This is a genomic window from Neolewinella persica DSM 23188 (assembly GCF_000373105.1).
Taxonomy (GTDB): Bacteria; Bacteroidota; Bacteroidia; order Chitinophagales; family Saprospiraceae; genus Neolewinella; species Neolewinella persica.
Genome location: NZ_KB890480.1, coordinates 1 through 18,070 on the forward strand (window position 1 = coordinate 1; position 18,070 = coordinate 18,070).

An 18,070-nucleotide genomic window follows, 5' to 3' on the forward strand; every position below is an offset into this window, starting at 1 on the left:
ATCCCATGCGTCGCTCACGAAACATAAGAATGATGACGAATAGGTTGAAAAAAGTCCCCACCAGTCGCTTATCAATAGCAGCATCCAAATCTACCCTTATCTGACGGGTGTAACGATCTACTTGACGAAGGAGAAATGGACCTGCTTTTCGCTTTATTGGAGTAGTTGCTTTATCTTGCAGTAACTTTAAAAACATAGGCCTTTTGAGTTTTTCTTGAAGTGTGAGAACTCCTCGAAAATACACAAAAGGCCTAATTTTTTGTCATCGCCAAAATTCGGGATGACTCATGTTTTTCAGGGGTCCAGCTTACTCAAAGTGCGCAATGATCTGATCCGCCAGCTCCGTACCAATATTGTACTGTGCCTCGCCAGTCGCGGCACCGATGTGTGGCGTAACGCTGATCTGTGGATGCTCCAGCAGATCACGGCGTGGAGTAGGTTCACCGATGAACACGTCGAGAGCCGCACCGCGGACCTTGCCGGAGTTGAGGGCTTCAATCAGGGCATCTTCGTTGATGACGCCGCCACGGCTGGTGTTGGCCAGGATAACGCCGTCTTTCATCTTAGCGAGTTGTTCTGCACCGATCAGGTTGCCACCAGGAACGTGGATGGTGATGTAGTCTGCTTCAGCAAGCATTTTTTCCATACTTACAACGGGAACGTTGACCACGACCTTTTGACCCATGAGGTCCAGTTCGATGGCTTCGTTTTCCTTGATCAGGTCAACGGGGAGTATGTTCATGCCAATGCCCAGTCCGATTCGGGCTGCTTCAACACCAATTCGGCCGAAACCGAGGATGCCGAGGGTTTTACCCCGAAGCTGCTGACCGCCAGCGTAAGCCTTTTTTAGTTTTTTGAAGTCACTGTCGGCGGCACGGAGCTCAAAATTGGAACGCTGTACGTCGCGGCTCAAGCTGAAGAAGTGGGCGAAAACGAGCTCGGCGACACTTTGGCTGGAGGCGGCCGGCGTGTTGTAAGTAGGGATGCCCTTGGTCTTGGCGTAAGCGTGATCGATGTTGTCGATACCGACACCACCACGGCAGATGGCCTTAAGGTTTGGGCTGGCGTCGATCAGGTCCTGACGAACTTTAGTGGCCGAACGGACGCAGATGACGTCGAAGTTGTTTAGCTCAGTCATCAACTGGTCCTGGGGGATATGGTCTGTGACGACTTCAAAGCCGGCAGCTTCCAATTGAGCTTTTCCATTGGCGGCAATGCCGTCATTTGCAAGAATACGAATCATTCGGGAGGGTTATTTTGGGGGGTAAATGCGGCGCAAAGAAACGGAAAAAGGCGGGACCCTGAAAGGTATTCGTCAGGTGTTTTATTTTGGTTTCTACGGTCGGTCGACAATCAGATGGCGCGGCCGCAGGTGCAAAGGGAAGGTTAAAAGACAAAGGGTTAAAGGTGCCATTTACCACATTACCTTAGGGCCATGGACTAATAACACAAATTCGTCTACTTAATGCCGTTGTTCGTCTAAGGCAACCACCAAAACCTGGTCCAGGCTCATCTTTTCCGTAACTTTGTAGCTATGGCAATCGATATCATCTGTCTCATCTTTCTGGCATACGGTTTCTACGTAGGCTATTCCAAAGGCATCATCGCCACGGTCCTTACGCTCACCAGTTATATCTTCGGTATTCTGGCGGCGATGAAGTTTGGCCCCATCATGGGGGACATCCTGTATTCGTGGGCACCTGCGATGACGACAACCGGTGGTTTTATCCTCGGCTTTTTTGTGGTCGCTGTACTTACTTTGGTGCTCTTTAAGATCGTCGCCCGGGGCCTGACCAGTTTCCTGGAGAAGGTAAACATCAACTTCATCAACCAAATTATGGGGGGCGTCCTTTCAGGACTGTTCTTCACTTTTATCTTCTCTGGCCTCGTCTACTTTGGCGACCAAACCAGGATCATTTCCAAAGAGGTTGCTGCTACCAGCATTACCTACAAACCGCTGAACGTGATCCGCACCGCCGTTTGGGAACGCGGTAAAGACCTTTATCCCGTATTCCGTGACTTCTACGACCGTGCAGTTGATGCAATGGATTCGCTGCGGGACAACGTTGATAAGGGCGAAAACGACTCTATTTTTGACATGGAGGAATAGTTAGTCTTGTGGTCTGGTAGTCATGTAGCGCTGCCGCTGTCACCACACATTTCGCTTCGCTCATTCGCCTAAGGTGAGCATGCGCAGCGTAGCGAAAGATACCTATGCTAGCTACTCAGAAACTCGCCACTCAGGGATTCAATGCCGGTACTGCTTGACATTGTTTTGCCCGTCCGACGGATGCTTTTTTACGTGCGACGCAGGAGCGAAGGCGGAAAAGTCCGCCTGGCGGGTCAGGTTGTCTACGCCAGGCAATCAGACAAGGTTTTAGCCCAGCTGCGGCAGGCCAAAAAGAATTCGTTGGACGGGGCCAGGCGACTCGCTTGATTCTATGACGTCCTGACTAAGGTTAAAGCTCCGTTAAAAACTTCACCCGATTAACACGCTCCACCCACGCAAAGCGTCATATCCCCACGCAAATAAACCATCCGCCGCATCAGTGGATTATCTTTGCGCCCGATCTTATGCGTAATTATCGCCACTGGCTCCTTTTTGCTGTTTTAATCTTTCTTTGCACCTGCGTCCGCGCCCAGGTCCGTAACCCCGTGGATACAGCTGCTGCTGAGGTCGTCAACATTGATAATGCAAACGAGCTGATCGCCCTGAATAAAGGGGCCGTCCAGATTTTGGTGGGTGAGGTAGAGCTGAGCCAGGACAGTATTTTCATGTACTGCGACAGCGCTAAAATTATTAATGAAATACAGGTTTACGCTTACGACAACGTCACCATCCAACAAGGTGACAGCCTCGCTGCTTTCTCCGATCAACTCGATTACAACGCCGAAACTCTCCTGGCTAAACTACGTGGCCACGTTGCCCTGCAACGGGGAAAAACTGAGCTATTTACGGACCGGCTCGACTACGACTTAAAGACCAAGCTGGCCACCTACCATACCGGCGGCCGCATTGTCTCTAACGGCACCACCGAGTTGAGCAGTACCCACGGCTACTACTACGCCGATCGCCAGCAGGTGTATTTCCGCGACAGCGTGGTAGCCATTGATGATCGCTTTGAAATGAGGGCCGATACCCTGATGTATGACCTTGCCGCAGATCGGGTGTACTTCCTCGGTCCTACCGTCATCCGCACCGATACCCACCGGATCTACTGTGAATCCGGTTATTACGACGTGCAACTTGATGAGGCCGTTTTTAGCCAAAACGCGCAGTACCTCAGCGGTAACCGGAAAGCCGCAGCCGATACCATCCGCTACTTTGGCGGACTGCGGGAAACCTACATCCTCGAAGGCAACGCTTTCGTCGCCGAAGGCGACTTTCAACGGGCCACAGCCGAACGAATTAACTACTTCCGTCGCGAAGACAAGTATAAACTGGAGGGCAACGCCTCCGTCCGGGATTCCATACAGACAGTTACGGGGGATACCATCGATTATGACATAAAACGGGCGGTCTATTCTGTTGTAGGCGGCAGGCCCCGGGTGTCCGCCCCGCCAATGATCATCCTGGCAGACCGGTTAGACTCAGACCCCGAAACCGGCTTCAGCACGGCCTCCGGCCGTGTGTTCTGGCAGGATACCTCGGCCAACGTCACCATCGCTGCCGCAACTGCCCGGTACAACGAAACCACCGGTTACCTGCTGGCAAGTGGCGGTGCCGGCCCCGACCGGTCCGGACGGCCCGACTACTACGGCAACCGGCCAATGATGACTTCGGTCCTCGAAGGGGACACGATGTGGATGGTCGCCGATACCCTGGTTTCTGTCCGTAGCGATATGGTTGATACAAGCTATACCACCACCGTTCTCTCCCGCGATACGGTGATGTTGGGGGATTCGCTGACGGTAAACGTCTTGACAAGTACAGATACGCTGGTCACCTATGATACGATACGTTACCTGGCGGCGCACCACGACGTCAGGATTCTTAAGTCCGACATGCAGGCGGTCTGTGATTCCCTGGGCTTCAATACCATCGACTCGGTGCTAACGCTTTACCAAAACCCCATCCTTTGGCAAGACACCAGTCAGCTGACGGGAGATACCGTCCGCATCCATTTCAAGGGTGAAGCCCTGGACAAGGTACAGTTGTTACGCAATGGCCTGGTCATCACTACACCTGATCTGGTGTTTTTCAACCAGGTAAAAGGCAAACAAATCGAAGCGTTCTTTGACAGCACCAGCCTCTCCCGCACCGAAGTAAAGGGTAATGCCGAAGCCATTTATTACATCGTTGATGAAGCGGGGGCCTACGTTGGGGTAAACAAGACGGCCTGCAGCTCGATGGTACTACACTTTAAGAACGGCGGCGTTAAGAAGATTCGTTTTCTTAGTGCGCCCAGTGGTAAAATGGAACCTATGCAGGCAGTTAATCACGAAACCTTCAAGCTGGAAGGCTTCCGTTGGGAAACGGAGCGAAAGCCATTAACGGTGGAGGACCTGTTTAAGGGGCGCACTGGAGAAAAGCCGGCGGTACTGCCGGTGTTGGAGGCTTATCCTGCTGAGAAAAGCGGACCTCCGGCGGTATTGCCTAAAGAATAGTACCTGATTAATTATTTTTGCCCTATGCCCCGAATCCTGACCTTTTGCCTGTTTCTCTTCCTGCCTGTTTCTGTGTCCGCTCAGTCTTCGGAACTGTCCGCTGCCCGTGAAGCATTAGGCGGGGACGATGCCCGCATGCAGGTTGCCGCCCTCGACAGTCTTATTAAAACAGGAAAGGTTAGCCCCGACTTGTACCAGGCACTGGGGAATGCCCATTTTCAACGGGCAGATTTTGGCCGGGCCATCCTTAGCTACGAGCGGGGCTTACGCCTTAAGCCCGGACATGATAGGCTGACGAATAACCTTAAGTACGTCCGGGCAGAAGCGGGGATTACCCGGCAGGTATTACCTGACTTTTTTCTGGCGCGCTGGTGGCGCGCCATCGGTGCCACTTTGGGGGCCGGTACCCTTTTTTGGTTGGCCATGGTCTTTTGGTGTTTTGCGGTAGCGGGGGCCGTTATCTGGTTCCTTCGTCGCAAGGAAATGGACGAGAAGAAACGATTTGCTCTCCTGCCAGGCGCAGCCATTTCCTTAGTTCTGGCCATCCTCTTTTTTAGCATCGGTAACAGCAGGAACGCTTTTCTGGACAACGACCGGGAGGCCATTTTGGTGGCCAAAACCGCCGACCTGCGTGTCGCGCCAGGAGCAGATGCCACGCTCGAAAAATCTCTTTCTACCGGCCTCAAACTCCGGGTATTGGATGAGTTTGACGGCTTCGTTAAAGTTAGTTTGGAGGATGGAAAGCAGGGGTGGCTGCCTATGGGATCTTTGGAACGGATCTAGTTGCCTGCCACTGTTGGCTTACCGAACCGTGCTTGCTCTGAGCAACCTTGTTTTTAGGGTTGTACTACTGCCCTGCCATCAAGCCGCTGTCCCACTAAAATCGCGTAACTCCAGCCTTCAACTCCCTGGTCTGCTTATCCAGGTACAAGTCCCCAAAAGCCACACTAGCCGTAATGGTTCCCATTCGCTCCTTACTCGGCCGGATGGCGAAGCGGCGGACTTCCGTCGTTCGTTCCAGTTCGATCACCCGGCGGCCGTCAGGTAGTTTGACTTCACCGTTATTCAGGGATAAGTCATAGGCCATCCCTTCTCCGCCGAGGGGTTCGTAGATATACACGTCGCTTTTATCGGCATTGATCTGTAAATCCCGCATACTAAGGTTGGGACTGATCTTTAGCTCGCCGTACTGCGCGGTGATGTTGAAGGTGCCGCCGATATCGAAGAGGTTGATGTCTGACCGGCGGGAATTGATCACAACGTTACCGTCGATGCGTTCGCCGGTAATGTCACCGAAACGGCTGCGGATATCCAGAATGCCATGAACGTTATCAATGTTAATTGCGGAGAATTCACCGTTGATCCGCAGTTGGTTCCGGAGGTTAGAGATGGTCGCACCACCGAAGTGGCTCTTCAGGTATACCGGGCATTCTTCGGGTAGCGTAATGTAATAATGCACCGTTAGTTCGCTCCGCGAACGCAGGGATTTGTCTTTCAGTTTGTTCTTAAGGAATATCTTTTGACCGGCAACCTCGGCGATATAGTCCAGGTTCTGTAGATCGGTTTCCGCCTGCTCCAGCTTTGGGTGGCTGGCGGTCATCACTATCTTAACCTGAATCTTCTGCTTGTCCCAGGTTTCTACAAATATCTCAGCTTTCTCTCCCTCTACAGCCAGTTCGTTCCCTGGTCGGTAGGTATAGGTGTCTTCAATCGTTTTGGTAACGACCTCGCGCAGCGCGTTCGACGTTTGCGCACCGAGGAAAGGGGAGAAAGCAAAAATAAGGAAAGGGAGGAAACGCATGTAAGGGATGGTTACCCGGCCTTCAGGCCGGTAAATAAAGCTAAAGTTCAATAATCTGCCGGTAAATATCTGACCGGTCCCGTTCAATTTCGGCCAACTGACGGATGACGGAGGCGTCATCACCATAAGCGACAAGAGTGGCCTTGATCTCTTCTTTGGCTTCGTTCAGTTCTATCAGTTCCTGACCAAGTGCATTGAGCTTAGGTTCGTTTCTTGCTTCAATTTCGGCCAGGGCGTTGGTAAAGCTCGCTTCGTTGTCATCCCAGTCAGGAATGGTCATGGCCGGAGCAATTTCCTGGTGGTAAGCGATGGTCACCTTCGCCGGGCGGTCGATACTGTTCAGCCCAATACCAACGGTTAGCAGGAGAGCAATGGCGGCTGCAATACCCGCTAATTTTCGCCACGGAAGCTGGCGCTGCTTTGCCATTGTCTGCTGCAGCGTGGCAACTTCGGCCTGTTCCATTTTCCGGCTGATGGCGTTCCACACGCCGGCAGCCGGCTGGTAGGTCGGTAGTTGATCTGCCAGTGTAGGGGAGAGGCCTTTATCGATGGCATCCCAGGCGGAGCCGGGGGCATCGTAAGCCGGTAGCCTGCTCAGGGCGTCCCGGAGTTTATCAGCGTTTTTTTCCTTCATCGTTTTGGACTGTTGGTATTATTTGGTCTATTGTTCTGTTGGTACTATTGATCTATTGGTACTAATGGACCAATAGTACCAATAGATCAATTAAGACTAAACGTAGTGACGCAAGTATTCGCGTAGTTTCTTTTTGGCGTAGAACAGCTGGCTCTTGCTAGTTCCTACGGTGATGTTTAGCATGTCGGCCACCTCCTGGTGTTTGTAACCTTCTACTTCGATGAGTACAAACACGGCGCGGTAGCCGTCGGGCAGCTGGTTAATGGCCTTTTCCAGATACTCTGTATCCAGGCTCGTCGTATCCCAATTTACTTCTTCGTCGGCATAGTTTAAGGGCAATTCCTGGGTGACCTTATGCCGGCGTAGTTTATTCAGGGCAGTTCGTACGATCACCACCTTCATCCAGGCGCCAATGGTGCTTTCTCCCCGGTAGGTGTCCAGCTTCTGGAATACCTTAAGGAATCCTTCTTGCAGCGCATCATTGGCTAGGTCAAAATCAGCACAAATACGGTAACAAGCGGTATACATGGCTCGGCTGTAGCGGTCGTATAATTCTTTTTGGGCACGGCGATCCTGCCGCCGGCAGGCCGCCACGAGTTCCTGTTCGGTCATGCGGGCGGGTGTTGTCGGTGGCGATGCCTTTGCCGTGGTAGGTTTGAAAATCTTAATCATCACATGTGAGAGTATGCAATAGAGAGGGGAATAAGTAAGGGATGGTTGGGTGGAGAACGATTTTTTGTTGCTGGGTATTGGGTAGAAGCATCGGGCGGGGCCGCAGGTGCAGAGAATGGTATAAGAAGCAAGGGCGAGGTACTGTGGCCCGAGAAAAAAGCGCAGCTTTTTAAAACGGTTATTGGCTGGCCTTGTACTCTTTTTCGGTGCAGAGCCCGTTCGCCCTTTACCCCTTCCCTTGCACCTGCGACCGCGCCCATAAAACAATTTATAAAATTAAAAATATGTTAAGTATTTTACTAATCTGTTTTGTTATAATGTTTAAGTCGCTGAAAACGTAATTCTTGTATCCTTCCGTAATCCGTTCATATGTTGTTTTGTTCATGGTTTAATTCAAACTAAGTGCTGAATGACGGGTAGTTTTGGACATGACTATCAGCGAAAATATTGATCTCAACCACCTTAATGCCCCTGACCGGGCGGATATTCAAGAACTCACCAGCCGGATTTACGCCTACCAGCGAGGTCAGGAAGATGAGGACCGCTTCAAGCATTACCGCCTGACCAGAGGGGTGTATGGTCAGCGCCAAATTGGCGTGCATATGTTCCGGACCAAAATCCCGTTTGGCCACATTACGCCCGACCAGTTGATTGCACTGGCCAATATTTCCGAGAAGTACACCAATGGCCGGCTGCACATTACCACGCGGCAAAACATACAGCTGCACTACGTAAAACTCAACGACAGCCCCGCCATCTGGAAGGAGTTAAGCGAAGCCGGCATGACCGCCCGCGAGGCCTGTGGTAATACCGTTCGTAACCTTACCGCCAGCCCCCTGGCCGGTGTCGACCCCGACGAACCGTTTGACGTAAGCCCTTACGTCTATGCCTCCTTCGACTATTTCCTGCGCAACCCCATTTGCCAGGAGATGGGCCGCAAAATAAAACCTGCATTTTCGTCTTCTGAGAAAGATTCCGCCTTTACCTATTTCCACGACTTCGGCTTTATCCCCCGCATCCAAAACGGTGTCAAAGGGTTTAAGGTCGTCGTTGGTGGAGGGCTGGGCGCAGTTTCCATGGTTGCTCCCACAGCCTTTGAGTTTCTCGAAGCCGATCGGATCATCCCGTTCATGGAGGCGGCCATCCGTGTCTTCGATCGCTACGGCGAACGGGAAAAGCGGATGAAGGCCCGCATGAAGTATCTCCTCAAGGACCTCGGCCTGGAGCGTTTTATGGAGCTGGTAGAAGAAGAAATGCCCGCCGTTGCGAATAAGACCTACACCATCGACGAAAGCCTCGTGCCCAGCCTTGGCCAGGTACCAGGCGACAACTTCGGGACAGCCGAACCGCTACACGCTAAACTTTATGAAGAGTGGCTCCGGACCAATGTGCTGGAACAACGCCAGGGCGGCTACCGCGCCGTAGCCATCCGTATCCCCCTCGGTAACCTGGAAGCCGAACAAGCCCGCCTGCTGGCCGGACTCATTAAGGAGTTCGCCAGCGACGATATACGACTAAGTGTTCAGCAAGGTATGGTACTACGTTACGTGCCACCATCTGCCCTGCCGCATTTGTTCAACGGTTTGTACGCCCTCAACCTGGGACTGCCAGGCTACGATACCACTGCCGACATCACCGCCTGCCCGGGCACCGATACCTGTGTCTTGGGTGTGACCAATTCTACCGGCCTGGCCAAAGTGCTGGAAGACCTGGTACGCGATGAGTTCCCCGAAATGGTAACTGAAGACGATATCCGAATCAAAATCTCCGGTTGTATGAACGGCTGTGGTCAGCACATGGCGGCCAACATCGGTTTCCACGGCAGCAGCATACGGGTTGGACAGAAGATCGCTCCGGCTATGCAGGTGGTCGTTGGCGGCGGTATTGCGCCCGATGGCCGTGGCTTCGTCGCCGAAAAAGTCATCAAAGTACCCACCCGCCGAATCCCACAGGTTGTCCGGGATCTTTTTAACGACTACAAAGAGAACGCGACGGAAGGCGAGTACTATAACGACTACGTAATCCGCCAGGGAAGGCGCTACTTCTACAATGTCCTGAAATCATTGGGCGACAGTAAAACCATCACCACCGAAGAATTCTATGATTGGGGACAGGACGAGGACTATCGCCAGGAAATTGGTGTCGGCGAGTGTGCCGGTGTCAGCCTCGACGTGATCGGTGCCATCCTTAATGATGCTTCTGACAAAGTCATCGCAGCTGGCCAGTCCGTAAAAGGGGAAGCCTGGGCCGATGCCGGTTACCACGCCTACTCCGCCATGATCACCGCCGCTAAGGCGCTGCTGCTGGCCGAAGACGTGAAGTGTAACACGCACATTGGTATCCTCAACGACTTTACGGAACAGTTCGGCAATCGGTTCAGCGAAGCAATGCCTTTCCCTGACTTCGTCCTGCGAATCAAGAAAAACGAACCTACCCCGGACTTCGTCCGGGCCTACCTCGCCGACGCCCGGGCCTTCGTCTCCAAGGCCATCAAGACGCGCGAGGCGCAGCTGGACAAAGTAGTGGTAGGCGAATACTACAAAGCCTAGCCACCGATCCCGGAGGGATCAAATCGTTTTAACCCCGGATAAAGCGTGGTGGCGCCTCCTCAGATCCCGGAGGGATCAAATCGCTTTAACCCCGGATGAAGCGTGGTGGCGCAGCCATCCGCGTAATCCGGGGACCTTCAAATAACTGCTGGCCTTAGGCCCAGCATCATTCGGGCTACAAGCCCTCTACCATATGACTCCCCACATCACCCTAGTAGGCGCCGGCCCCGGAGACCCCGACCTCATCACCCGTAAAGGCCTCAAAGCGCTGCAATCCGCCGACGTAGTCCTCTACGATGCCCTCAGCTCCGATGAGCTGCTCGACGAAACCCCGGCGCACTGCCAGCGGATCTTCGTGGGTAAGCGCGCCGGCTGCCACTACAAGAAACAGGAAGAGATCAATGCCTTACTGGTGGCTTCTGCCTACGAGTATGGGCACGCTGTCCGGCTTAAGGGCGGTGATCCTTTCGTCTTTGGCCGCGGACAGGAAGAGATCGCCTACGCTCGCGAGCAGGGAGTGCCAACGACCGTAGTTCCGGGCATCAGCAGCTGCATAAGCCTTCCCGAGCTTCAGGGCGTAGCCCCCACCAGCCGTGGCTACGCCGACAGCTTTTGGGTGTTGACGGCGCATACCCGAAGTGGTGGTTTGAGTAAAGACTTACTTTTGGCCCCGCGAACCGATGCTACCGTCATCATCCTGATGGGCCTGGGGCGGTTAGATCAAATTTGCGCCCTTTGGGACGCTGAAGGCAAGGGTGATCTGCCGGCTATGGTTATTCAGAACGGTAGTCGGCCCGACGAACGTTGCTGGCTGGGCACCGTTAACGACATTGCCGGACGTGTCGCTGCCGAACGGGACAAGGGGCCGGGAATCATTGTCTTAGGTAAGACGGTTTCTCAGCACCCGAACTTCCGCAACGGTGCGCTGGAGGCCGTCACGAACGAATTGAGCATCTCTGTGCGTTAGCCCAATCCAAAATCGAGAATCTAAAATCGAGAACCGAGAATGAATAACCAACTATACCCAGCCTTCTTCCGCCTGGACCGCCTCCAGCTGCTGGTAGTAGGTGCCGGCGAGGTAGGGGAGGAGAAGCTCAGCTTTATCCTCAAGTCCAGCCCAAACGCCCGGGTGGTGCTGGTCGCGCCCTGGATGGGAGAGGAACTGAAAGCGTTGCTTGATCAGTACGATGAGCAGGCGCGGACGCAGGAACAAGGACCGGTAGACGAAGCAGGCTTCGGCGGAAACCAGCTTAGGGCGGCCCGGTTCGCCGGCGAAGCGACGGCTGGAGAATGGCAAACACCCGCTGGTGGAACCGTTATCTGGTACGAACGAAAGTTTCGGGAGTCTGACGTCCGGGTCGCGGACCTAGTTGTCGCCGCTACCAACTTCAAAGAAATAAATTTTACGGTCTGGACTGCGGCGAAAGCCGCACGAAGATTAACCAACATAGCAGATACGCCTTCCCTCTGTGATTTTTACCTGGGTAGCATCGTCACCCGCGGACCGCTGAAGATCGCCATCAGTACTAATGGACAGAGCCCCACCTTCGCCAAGCGCTTCCGGCAATTCCTGGAAGCGGAGCTTCCAGACTTTGAGACCACCAACCTACTTGATAACCTTAAACTGTTCAGGGATCGGTTAACCGGTGATTTTCAGGCGAAAGTCCGTCAACTGAATGCAGTGACAAACAGTTTACTCTCTTCGGCCACCGATGAAAAAGCGGCTTGCCGATGCCCGGATGGAGAATGCCTGGTGGAAACAGCTGGTAAGGGCACTCCAGTGCCCGATAAATAATGAAACGGGTACTGGAGTGCCCTTGCCAAGAAACCTCCTCTGCACCTGCGGCCGCGCCCATAGAGAATGACAGAATAAAAGAATGAGTGAATGACGCGGACAATGAATTCCTTGAATGACATTGATCATGCCACGTGAACTACAATCAATCGAATTTTGGATGAACTGTAATCTGCGTATTCTCCCATTCAGTAATTCTCTCACTCACCATTGCTTTAGACCCCAAGAAAATAACCATGACAAAGACCATCATCAACGTAGACATCGAAGCCTTGAACGCAGAATTCGAAGCCCTCGGGTTTCAGGAGCGGATCAGTCGCCTCTACGAATATTTTCCGGTAGACCGGGTGCTTTTTACCAGCAGCTTCGGCACTAAGTCCGTGGTGATGCTGACCCTGGTAAGCCGGGGCAATGCCCGGCAAAAAGTACACATGCTTAATACCGGTTACCACTTCCCCGAAACGCTGGCTTACAAAGACACCCTGTCGGAAATCACGGGCCTGGAGGTGGTGGAGATTCATCCCGAAAAGGATCGCCATGAGCAAACCGTAGCCGCCGAAATGTGGGAGTCGCAGCCCAGTCGCTGCTGTCACTACAATAAGGTGCTGCCGTTAAAAGCCGTTAAGGAAGAACATACCGTTTGGATGTCGGGTGTGCACAGTTACCAGACGATGAACCGCGCTGCCATGCGGATATTTGAAGAAGTAGAGGGCCTGATTCATTTCCATCCACTGATCGATATCACCGAGGGAGAGTTCTTATTCCACCTCGAAAAAGATAAATTGCCCCGTCATCCGCTCGAAGCCAAAGGCTACGGTTCCATCGGCTGCCATCATTGTACCCGACCCGGACAAGGGCGCGCGGGCCGGTGGGCAGGGAAGGATAAGGATGAGTGCGGCTTGCACGTTTAGTGAGTAGTCGGTAGTACTACCGCATATTGGAGTGGAAGAGCTCACTTCGTTCGTGGCGGCTTCGCCTTGAGCAATACCGGCTCTAAAGACCAAACCGTACGAGCGAAGCGAGCACAAACTTGCGGTAGTACTACCAACTATTGACTATCCACTATTCTGAAACTCAAAAGAATCAAAAACGTTATAACCCCAATAATCAAAATTTATACAACTGTGATCCAAACAGACATCCTAATAATTGGCGCCGGCCCAGTCGGTCTTTTCACCGTCTTCGAAGCGGGATTATTGAAACTTCGTTGCCATCTGATCGACAGCCTGGGGCAGCCCGGCGGACAGTTGACGGAGATATACCCGAAGAAGCCGATCTACGACATACCCGGTTACCCGACCGTATTGGCCGGAGAACTGGTGGATAACCTGATGGAACAGATAAAACCTTTCAATCCTGGCTTCACCCTTGGTGAACGGGCCGAACGCATTGAAAAGGTAGGAGAGAAGATGTATCAGATCACCACCTCTAAAGGAACTGTCCACCAGGCGCCCGTAATTATGGTTGCTGGTGGCTTAGGCTGTTTTGAACCTCGTAAACCACCAATTCCTGGCATTGCCGACTTTGAAGATAAAGGTGTTGCTTACGTTATCCGCGACCCGGAAGTTTACCGGGACAAGCGCGTTTTATTGGCCGGTGGCGGTGATTCTGCGCTGGACTGGACTATTTTCCTGGCTGACGTCGCCAGCGAAGTGACGTTGGTGCACCGAAGAGATTCTTTCCGAGGAGCTCTGGACAGTGTCGAGAAGGTAATGGACCTGGCTGCTGCTGGCAGGATTAACCTCATTACCAATGCTCAGGCAGTTGGTATTTCGGGCGAAGATCACGTTAGTGGCATCACCGTAAAGCATAAAACTGGCGAAGAGGAACTGGTCTCAGTTGATGAGTTTATTCCTCTGTTTGGCCTTGCTCCGAAGCTTGGCCCGATCGCAGACTGGGGGCTCCAGATAGATAAGAACGCAATTGTGGTCGATACGAAGGACTACAGTACCGGGGTTGAGGGGATTTACGCCATTGGAGATATCAACACCTATGAGGGCAAATTGAAACTGATTCTTTGTGGTTTCCACGAGGGAACTATTGCGGTACAATCGGCCTTCAGCTACATCTACCCGGATAAGAAACTGAGCTTCAAATACACTACCGTAAATGGTGTAGAGGGCTTGCCTAAGGAAGAGACTACTGCGGTGCCCGCGTAAGGGAAGCATGGCAGAACTCTGCTACTTCACCTTACTTTGCACCTGCGCGCCGCCGCCCAACTGAAGAGCTTTTTAACGAGTACTAAAGCTTTCGCCCTACACTCAGCCCATCCCGTATGGGCAGTACTACTACCTCCATCTTTGGATCGTCGGCCAGCAGCTGGTTGTAGGCACGTAAGGCTAATGCATCTGCGCCCAGTTTGCCGGAAGCACTGACTTTTCCGTCCCACAAAATATTGTCGGCCAGTAAGAGCCCTCCGGGCGTAAGCCGGTCAATCAGGTCGGGGTAATAGTCCGGATAACTCCGCTTGTCACCATCGAGGAAGATGAGGTCAAAGGGGCCTTTTAGGTTCGGAAACAGGTTGGCCGCCTGACCAACGTGCAGTTGAATTTGCTCCGCAAAGGGCGAAGCCGCAAAATTTCCCCGGGCCAGAAAGGCCATCTCTTTGTTGCCCTCGATGGTATGAAGTATTCCGCCGGTAGCCAACCCCTCGGCCAGGCAAAGCGCGGAATACCCCGTAAAGGTGCCGAACTCCAGAATGGTTTTAGGCTGGCGCAGTTTACTCAGCATCGCCAGTAACCGTCCCTGCAACCGACCACTCAGCATTTGGGGCGCCATGGTTTTCAGGTAGGTCTGCCGCTCTACTTCGTTGAGGTAGGCAGGGGTAGGGCCAGAGACGGATTGGGCGTATTCGTAAACGGGGTCGATGTTGTCGCGCATGGTCTAAAGGTCCGTATTGTGGGAAGTAGGAGCGCCGGAAGCTCCAATACCAATTAAGTGGGGAATTTCATCCAATGGAACATTAACCCCGACAACTCCGGTATCCGGATCAATCAGAAAATTGGTCGGTACCTGTTTGACGCCGTACATCCCGGCAATGTTACCGCCCAGGAACTTAAAACTTTTGGTGTAATCCATTACCTGATAGGGCCAGGTTTTTTTATCCTGTATCAGCGCCCGTTGCCATGCGGTGCTATCGCGTTCTATAGCGACCGAAACAATGATAAGCTGATCGCCCATGGTTTCGTGCAACTGTACGAGTCCGGGGCTTTCCCGCCGGCAGGGGCCGCACCAGCTGCCCCAGAAATCCAGCAGGACGTAGTTTCCCCGCAGTTCGGTCAGCGTGAACGATTTGCCGTCGGCCCGTATGGCCGTAAAATCCTTCGCAAACTCGTCGCTGCTAACATTAGGAGAGAAATACCAGGCACGGCCGCCGAAGTAGGCAGCGAGGAGAAGGAGTGGGATCCAGAATTTTCTACCAGGCATTTTCATCGTCGAGGGGGGGCGTTTTATAAGTTCGTTTGGTTTCCAATCGTTGAATTTGTCTGGCATACAACAACCGCGCCAAGCCAAGATTGGCAGGTTCCGGCGCAGCCGGATGGAAGGCGTCGGCTACGGCCGATTCCGAAACATCCAGGGTGTAGCAGAGGCTCATCAACTGTTCCATCCGATGCTGCATCCAGTAATCTACGGCATCCGCCAAATGACGAAGGAAAGTAGCTTCATCCATCGTTTCCCGCTGCACGGGAAATTCTAACGACTCGGAAAGTAAAGATTGTGCGTTGATGTTTATTGGGATTGGTTGGACTTGGTAAACCGGTGGGGATGGGCAAGGTTTAGGGTGCACTGCGTTCGCGTTACAGGCCAGTCGCTTCGCTCCTTGTTGCAGAGGTCGCTTACGCTTCCGTTGCAGAACGCCTTCGGCGCGTTGCAGGTTGCAGCTACCGCATCAGGCAGCTCGCTCCGCTCGTTTTTGACAATTTTTTTTAAAAAAGGGCTGAAAAAATTTGCTTGAATTGCCTGCGGCAATTTTTTTCTGCAACCCCTGCAACCCCTGCAACCCCTGCAACCCCTGCAACCCCTGCAACCCCTGCAACCCCTGCAACCCCTGCAACCCCTNTGCAACCCCTGCAACCCCTGCAACCCCTGCAACCCCTGCAACCCCTGCAACCCCTGCAACCCCTGCAACCCCTGCAACCCCTGCAACCCCTGCAAAAAAAAGGGCCGCAGACTAAAAGTCCACGACCCTGTTTTTGGTCAGTAAATTAGGAGCAAGGGCAGGAACTGCCTACTTGCGAAACTGATTGAGCTTACTTGAGCACTACCGTGCCCTGGCCAACAAAGAAGCCTTTGTTGTACAGCTCAGCGGTGTAAGTACCTTCAGCGTATTGCTGATTAGCTACTTTCCACTCGGCACAGTGGCTGGCGGCGGAACCGTCGAAACCGAAGTTGACGGACTTGGTGTAGGGGATCTGGTCACCGGTCTCGGCGCTGGTCATGATACCACTACCTTCTGCATCAATCTGGATTGTTTCACCCGCTGGGTTGATAATCCGTAGCTGGAAACTTTCATCTCCGGGCTGCGCCACGCCATTGTCGAGGCTATTGAAACAAACGTAGAGGCGGTCAATGCTGTTGGCATTTTTCCGGTCGACAAACTTGCCGTTAGAGCGTTCTTTTTGGCCAACTACCGTAACGTTATTGGCTTTGATCACACTGGCGATGCCGACTTTACGACTCAGTTCCTGATTGGTACTGGTCAGTTGCTCCCGTTCGGAAACGAGGACAGCACGCTCGGTGTTGAGGCTCTCGTTTTGTTGGCGGCTGACTTGGAGATCGCTGCTGAGCAGGTTTCGTTCGCTGGTCAAAATTTGGTTGTTCTCGGTGAGCTGGGCATTGGCGATTCGCATCTCTTCGAGTTGAACCAGGTAGCCGTCAGTCTGTGTGCGGAGTTCTTTCAACTCCCGGCGGGCAGCCACGAGGTTACGGCTGTCGCGGGCGAGACCGGTAATTTTGTCCTTCTGTGTGCGGAGTTCCTCTTTTTGCTGGTCAATCAGCGCATTGAGTTCCTCATTACTGCCGCGCATTTCTTCAAGCTCTGCGAGGCTCTCGTAGTACTGCTTTTCGGCAGTTGCTTTGAACTGCTCCATTTCGACGAGGTCGGTGGCGAGTTCAGCGTTTTCGGTACCGCGGTTAGCGTAACCGATGCCCAGACCTGCAAGGGCCAGCAGCAACACGGCAATTGCACCCAGCAAAAGGGGCGTGCGGTTGGGCTTCGGCGCCGGAGTAGGCGTGAACTTGGGGGATGGGGTGGAGGATGGATTATTCTGAATGGTAGCCATGTGGCGTTGGTTTAGTGATGGCTTCCCTCACTATGGCCAGTGCAACGGCCGGGAGCGAAACCGGAAAAATGTCCCTGAAAGAAAAAGCGTGTTCGTTGGTCGGGACGGGGCTATTAACGCACCTTTATCGAAAAGTATTACGGATTTATGTTAAAGTTTGTTTGGATGCCTTAAAATATGTCCTCATAACAGGTTCAGGCATGGCGTAAACATTAGGGTTGCCGGGTTTTTAGCTCAGGTTGAAAAAAATTAGATAAATAATGCGGGGACGCAGGATGCAGGGGAGGGTTTGACGGAGCAAGGGAAGACGTCTTGAGCGTTCTTGCTGGTCTATTCGTCCAACTGGAAACATAAGTCCAAACTCAATAGCATAATTTCTAATAGGTATATTCACCTGGTTTTGATGTTTATCGATCAATTCCTCTCGTACTTTTATCAGTTAATCAGCACTTTTAGATAACTTGCAGGCTAAATCAGTGAAGTTTATCAAGTTTTTTGGATAGTAAACGTCACGTTTTTAAGAAAGAAGTGATGTTCGGCTTCTTGCTTTTTTGAAATTTTTAGCACACTTGACACACTATTTTCTATAAGATTTAAAACGCCTTAGGAGGCTTTGACAGCACCAAAGGATGGAACTAATCACTCCTAACGACCAAGAAAACCACCTTTTACAAGTTTGACCAAACTTTGAAAGGCACCTTGATATATGTTATACGATCTTTAATCTCA

At 52.6% G+C, this 18,070-nt stretch carries 16 protein-coding genes and 1 pseudogene; 8 read left to right on the forward strand and 9 right to left on the reverse strand.

Features of this window, described 5'->3' with window-relative positions; all coding sequences use genetic code 11:
* Nucleotides 1–196 (reverse strand): annotated as a pseudogene (locus B036_RS34195) (transposase); the annotation flags it as partial.
* Between the two features lie 111 nt (nt 197–307).
* On the reverse strand, nt 308–1,243 hold the full coding sequence (locus tag B036_RS0124845; RefSeq protein WP_020571444.1) for a D-2-hydroxyacid dehydrogenase: 936 nt from the start codon (nt 1,241–1,243) through the stop codon (nt 308–310).
* Nucleotides 1,244–1,534: 291 nt separating this feature from the next.
* Here B036_RS0124845 and B036_RS0124850 point away from each other — a divergent pair, with 291 nt between their 5' ends.
* The 3 genes from B036_RS0124850 to B036_RS0124865 all read left to right on the forward strand — a co-directional run bounded on the left by B036_RS0124850 (nt 1,535) and on the right by B036_RS0124865 (nt 5,391).
* The gene (locus B036_RS0124850; RefSeq protein WP_020571445.1) at nt 1,535–2,110 is read left to right on the forward strand and encodes a CvpA family protein; all 576 of its coding nucleotides are present in this window, start codon (nt 1,535–1,537) and stop codon (nt 2,108–2,110) included.
* A 464-nt stretch (nt 2,111–2,574) separates the two neighbouring features.
* Nucleotides 2,575–4,608, forward strand: a complete 2,034-nt coding sequence (locus B036_RS0124860) for an OstA-like protein (protein ID WP_020571447.1) — start codon at nt 2,575–2,577, stop codon at nt 4,606–4,608.
* A 24-nt stretch (nt 4,609–4,632) separates the two neighbouring features.
* Complete coding sequence (locus B036_RS0124865) at nt 4,633–5,391, forward strand: hypothetical protein (RefSeq protein WP_020571448.1); 759 nt, start codon at nt 4,633–4,635, stop codon at nt 5,389–5,391.
* A gap of 94 nt (nt 5,392–5,485) precedes the next feature.
* Here B036_RS0124865 and B036_RS0124870 read toward each other — a convergent pair whose 3' ends face one another.
* From B036_RS0124870 to B036_RS0124880, 3 genes are all read right to left on the reverse strand, one after another.
* A complete protein-coding gene (locus B036_RS0124870) occupies nt 5,486–6,409 on the reverse strand; it encodes a DUF4097 family beta strand repeat-containing protein (RefSeq protein WP_169435099.1) in 924 nt (307 codons plus the stop codon).
* 40 nt (nt 6,410–6,449) lie between these two features.
* Complete coding sequence (locus B036_RS0124875) at nt 6,450–7,043, reverse strand: hypothetical protein (protein WP_020571450.1); 594 nt, start codon at nt 7,041–7,043, stop codon at nt 6,450–6,452.
* 96 nt (nt 7,044–7,139) lie between these two features.
* Nucleotides 7,140–7,715 (reverse strand): RNA polymerase sigma factor, encoded by a 576-nt coding sequence (locus B036_RS0124880; RefSeq protein WP_020571451.1) that lies wholly within the window; start codon nt 7,713–7,715, stop codon nt 7,140–7,142.
* Between the two features lie 428 nt (nt 7,716–8,143).
* Between B036_RS0124880 and B036_RS0124885 the strand changes: the two genes are divergently transcribed.
* The 5 genes from B036_RS0124885 (at nt 8,144) to B036_RS31035 (ending at nt 14,218) form a co-directional block, all read left to right on the forward strand.
* Nucleotides 8,144–10,264: a nitrite/sulfite reductase gene (locus B036_RS0124885; RefSeq protein WP_020571452.1), complete on the forward strand. Its 2,121-nt coding sequence runs from the start codon at nt 8,144–8,146 to the stop codon at nt 10,262–10,264.
* A gap of 193 nt (nt 10,265–10,457) precedes the next feature.
* Complete coding sequence (cobA, locus tag B036_RS31025; RefSeq protein WP_020571453.1) at nt 10,458–11,231, forward strand: uroporphyrinogen-III C-methyltransferase; 774 nt, start codon at nt 10,458–10,460, stop codon at nt 11,229–11,231.
* 39 nt (nt 11,232–11,270) lie between these two features.
* Nucleotides 11,271–12,059, forward strand: coding sequence for a precorrin-2 dehydrogenase/sirohydrochlorin ferrochelatase family protein (locus tag B036_RS31030; RefSeq protein WP_020571454.1), 789 nt, complete (start codon nt 11,271–11,273; stop codon nt 12,057–12,059).
* 236 nt (nt 12,060–12,295) lie between these two features.
* Nucleotides 12,296–12,970 (forward strand): phosphoadenylyl-sulfate reductase, encoded by a 675-nt coding sequence (locus tag B036_RS0124900; protein ID WP_020571455.1) that lies wholly within the window; start codon nt 12,296–12,298, stop codon nt 12,968–12,970.
* Between the two features lie 213 nt (nt 12,971–13,183).
* Entirely contained in the window at nt 13,184–14,218 is a 1,035-nt protein-coding gene (locus tag B036_RS31035) for an NAD(P)/FAD-dependent oxidoreductase (protein WP_020571456.1), read from the forward strand.
* Between the two features lie 82 nt (nt 14,219–14,300).
* On the opposite strand, the gene B036_RS0124910 is transcribed toward B036_RS31035, so the two are convergent.
* From B036_RS0124910 to B036_RS0124930, 4 genes are all read right to left on the reverse strand, one after another.
* A complete protein-coding gene (locus tag B036_RS0124910) occupies nt 14,301–14,939 on the reverse strand; it encodes an O-methyltransferase (RefSeq protein WP_020571457.1) in 639 nt (212 codons plus the stop codon).
* 3 nt (nt 14,940–14,942) lie between these two features.
* The gene (locus B036_RS31040) at nt 14,943–15,485 is read right to left on the reverse strand and encodes a TlpA family protein disulfide reductase (protein ID WP_020571458.1); all 543 of its coding nucleotides are present in this window, start codon (nt 15,483–15,485) and stop codon (nt 14,943–14,945) included.
* The gene (locus tag B036_RS34020) at nt 15,475–15,846 is read right to left on the reverse strand and encodes a hypothetical protein (RefSeq protein WP_169435100.1); all 372 of its coding nucleotides are present in this window, start codon (nt 15,844–15,846) and stop codon (nt 15,475–15,477) included. Before B036_RS34020 ends, B036_RS31040 begins: the two co-directional genes overlap by 11 nt.
* 463 nt (nt 15,847–16,309) lie before the next feature.
* Entirely contained in the window at nt 16,310–17,341 is a 1,032-nt protein-coding gene (locus B036_RS0124930; protein WP_020571461.1) for a hypothetical protein, read from the reverse strand.
* Between the last annotated feature and the right edge of the window lie 729 nt (nt 17,342–18,070).

Bases quoted from the DNA above. Each gene is read 5' to 3' on its own strand.
- B036_RS0124930 (WP_020571461.1), bottom strand. From the start codon at position 17,341: ATGGCTACCATTCAGAATAATCCATCCTCCACCCCATCCCCCAAGTTC.
- cobA (WP_020571453.1), top strand. From the start codon at position 10,458: ATGACTCCCCACATCACCCTAGTAGGCGCCGGCCCCGGAGACCCCGAC.
- B036_RS0124870 (WP_169435099.1), bottom strand. From the start codon at position 6,409: ATGCGTTTCCTCCCTTTCCTTATTTTTGCTTTCTCCCCTTTCCTCGGT.
- B036_RS0124900 (WP_020571455.1), top strand. From the start codon at position 12,296: ATGACAAAGACCATCATCAACGTAGACATCGAAGCCTTGAACGCAGAA.
- B036_RS31040 (WP_020571458.1), bottom strand. From the start codon at position 15,485: ATGCCTGGTAGAAAATTCTGGATCCCACTCCTTCTCCTCGCTGCCTAC.
- B036_RS0124880 (WP_020571451.1), bottom strand. From the start codon at position 7,715: ATGATTAAGATTTTCAAACCTACCACGGCAAAGGCATCGCCACCGACA.
- B036_RS0124850 (WP_020571445.1), top strand. From the start codon at position 1,535: ATGGCAATCGATATCATCTGTCTCATCTTTCTGGCATACGGTTTCTAC.
- B036_RS0124875 (WP_020571450.1), bottom strand. From the start codon at position 7,043: ATGAAGGAAAAAAACGCTGATAAACTCCGGGACGCCCTGAGCAGGCTA.
- B036_RS0124885 (WP_020571452.1), top strand. From the start codon at position 8,144: ATGACTATCAGCGAAAATATTGATCTCAACCACCTTAATGCCCCTGAC.
- B036_RS31030 (WP_020571454.1), top strand. From the start codon at position 11,271: ATGAATAACCAACTATACCCAGCCTTCTTCCGCCTGGACCGCCTCCAG.
- B036_RS0124910 (WP_020571457.1), bottom strand. From the start codon at position 14,939: ATGCGCGACAACATCGACCCCGTTTACGAATACGCCCAATCCGTCTCT.
- B036_RS0124845 (WP_020571444.1), bottom strand. From the start codon at position 1,243: ATGATTCGTATTCTTGCAAATGACGGCATTGCCGCCAATGGAAAAGCT.
- B036_RS0124860 (WP_020571447.1), top strand. From the start codon at position 2,575: ATGCGTAATTATCGCCACTGGCTCCTTTTTGCTGTTTTAATCTTTCTT.
- B036_RS0124865 (WP_020571448.1), top strand. From the start codon at position 4,633: ATGCCCCGAATCCTGACCTTTTGCCTGTTTCTCTTCCTGCCTGTTTCT.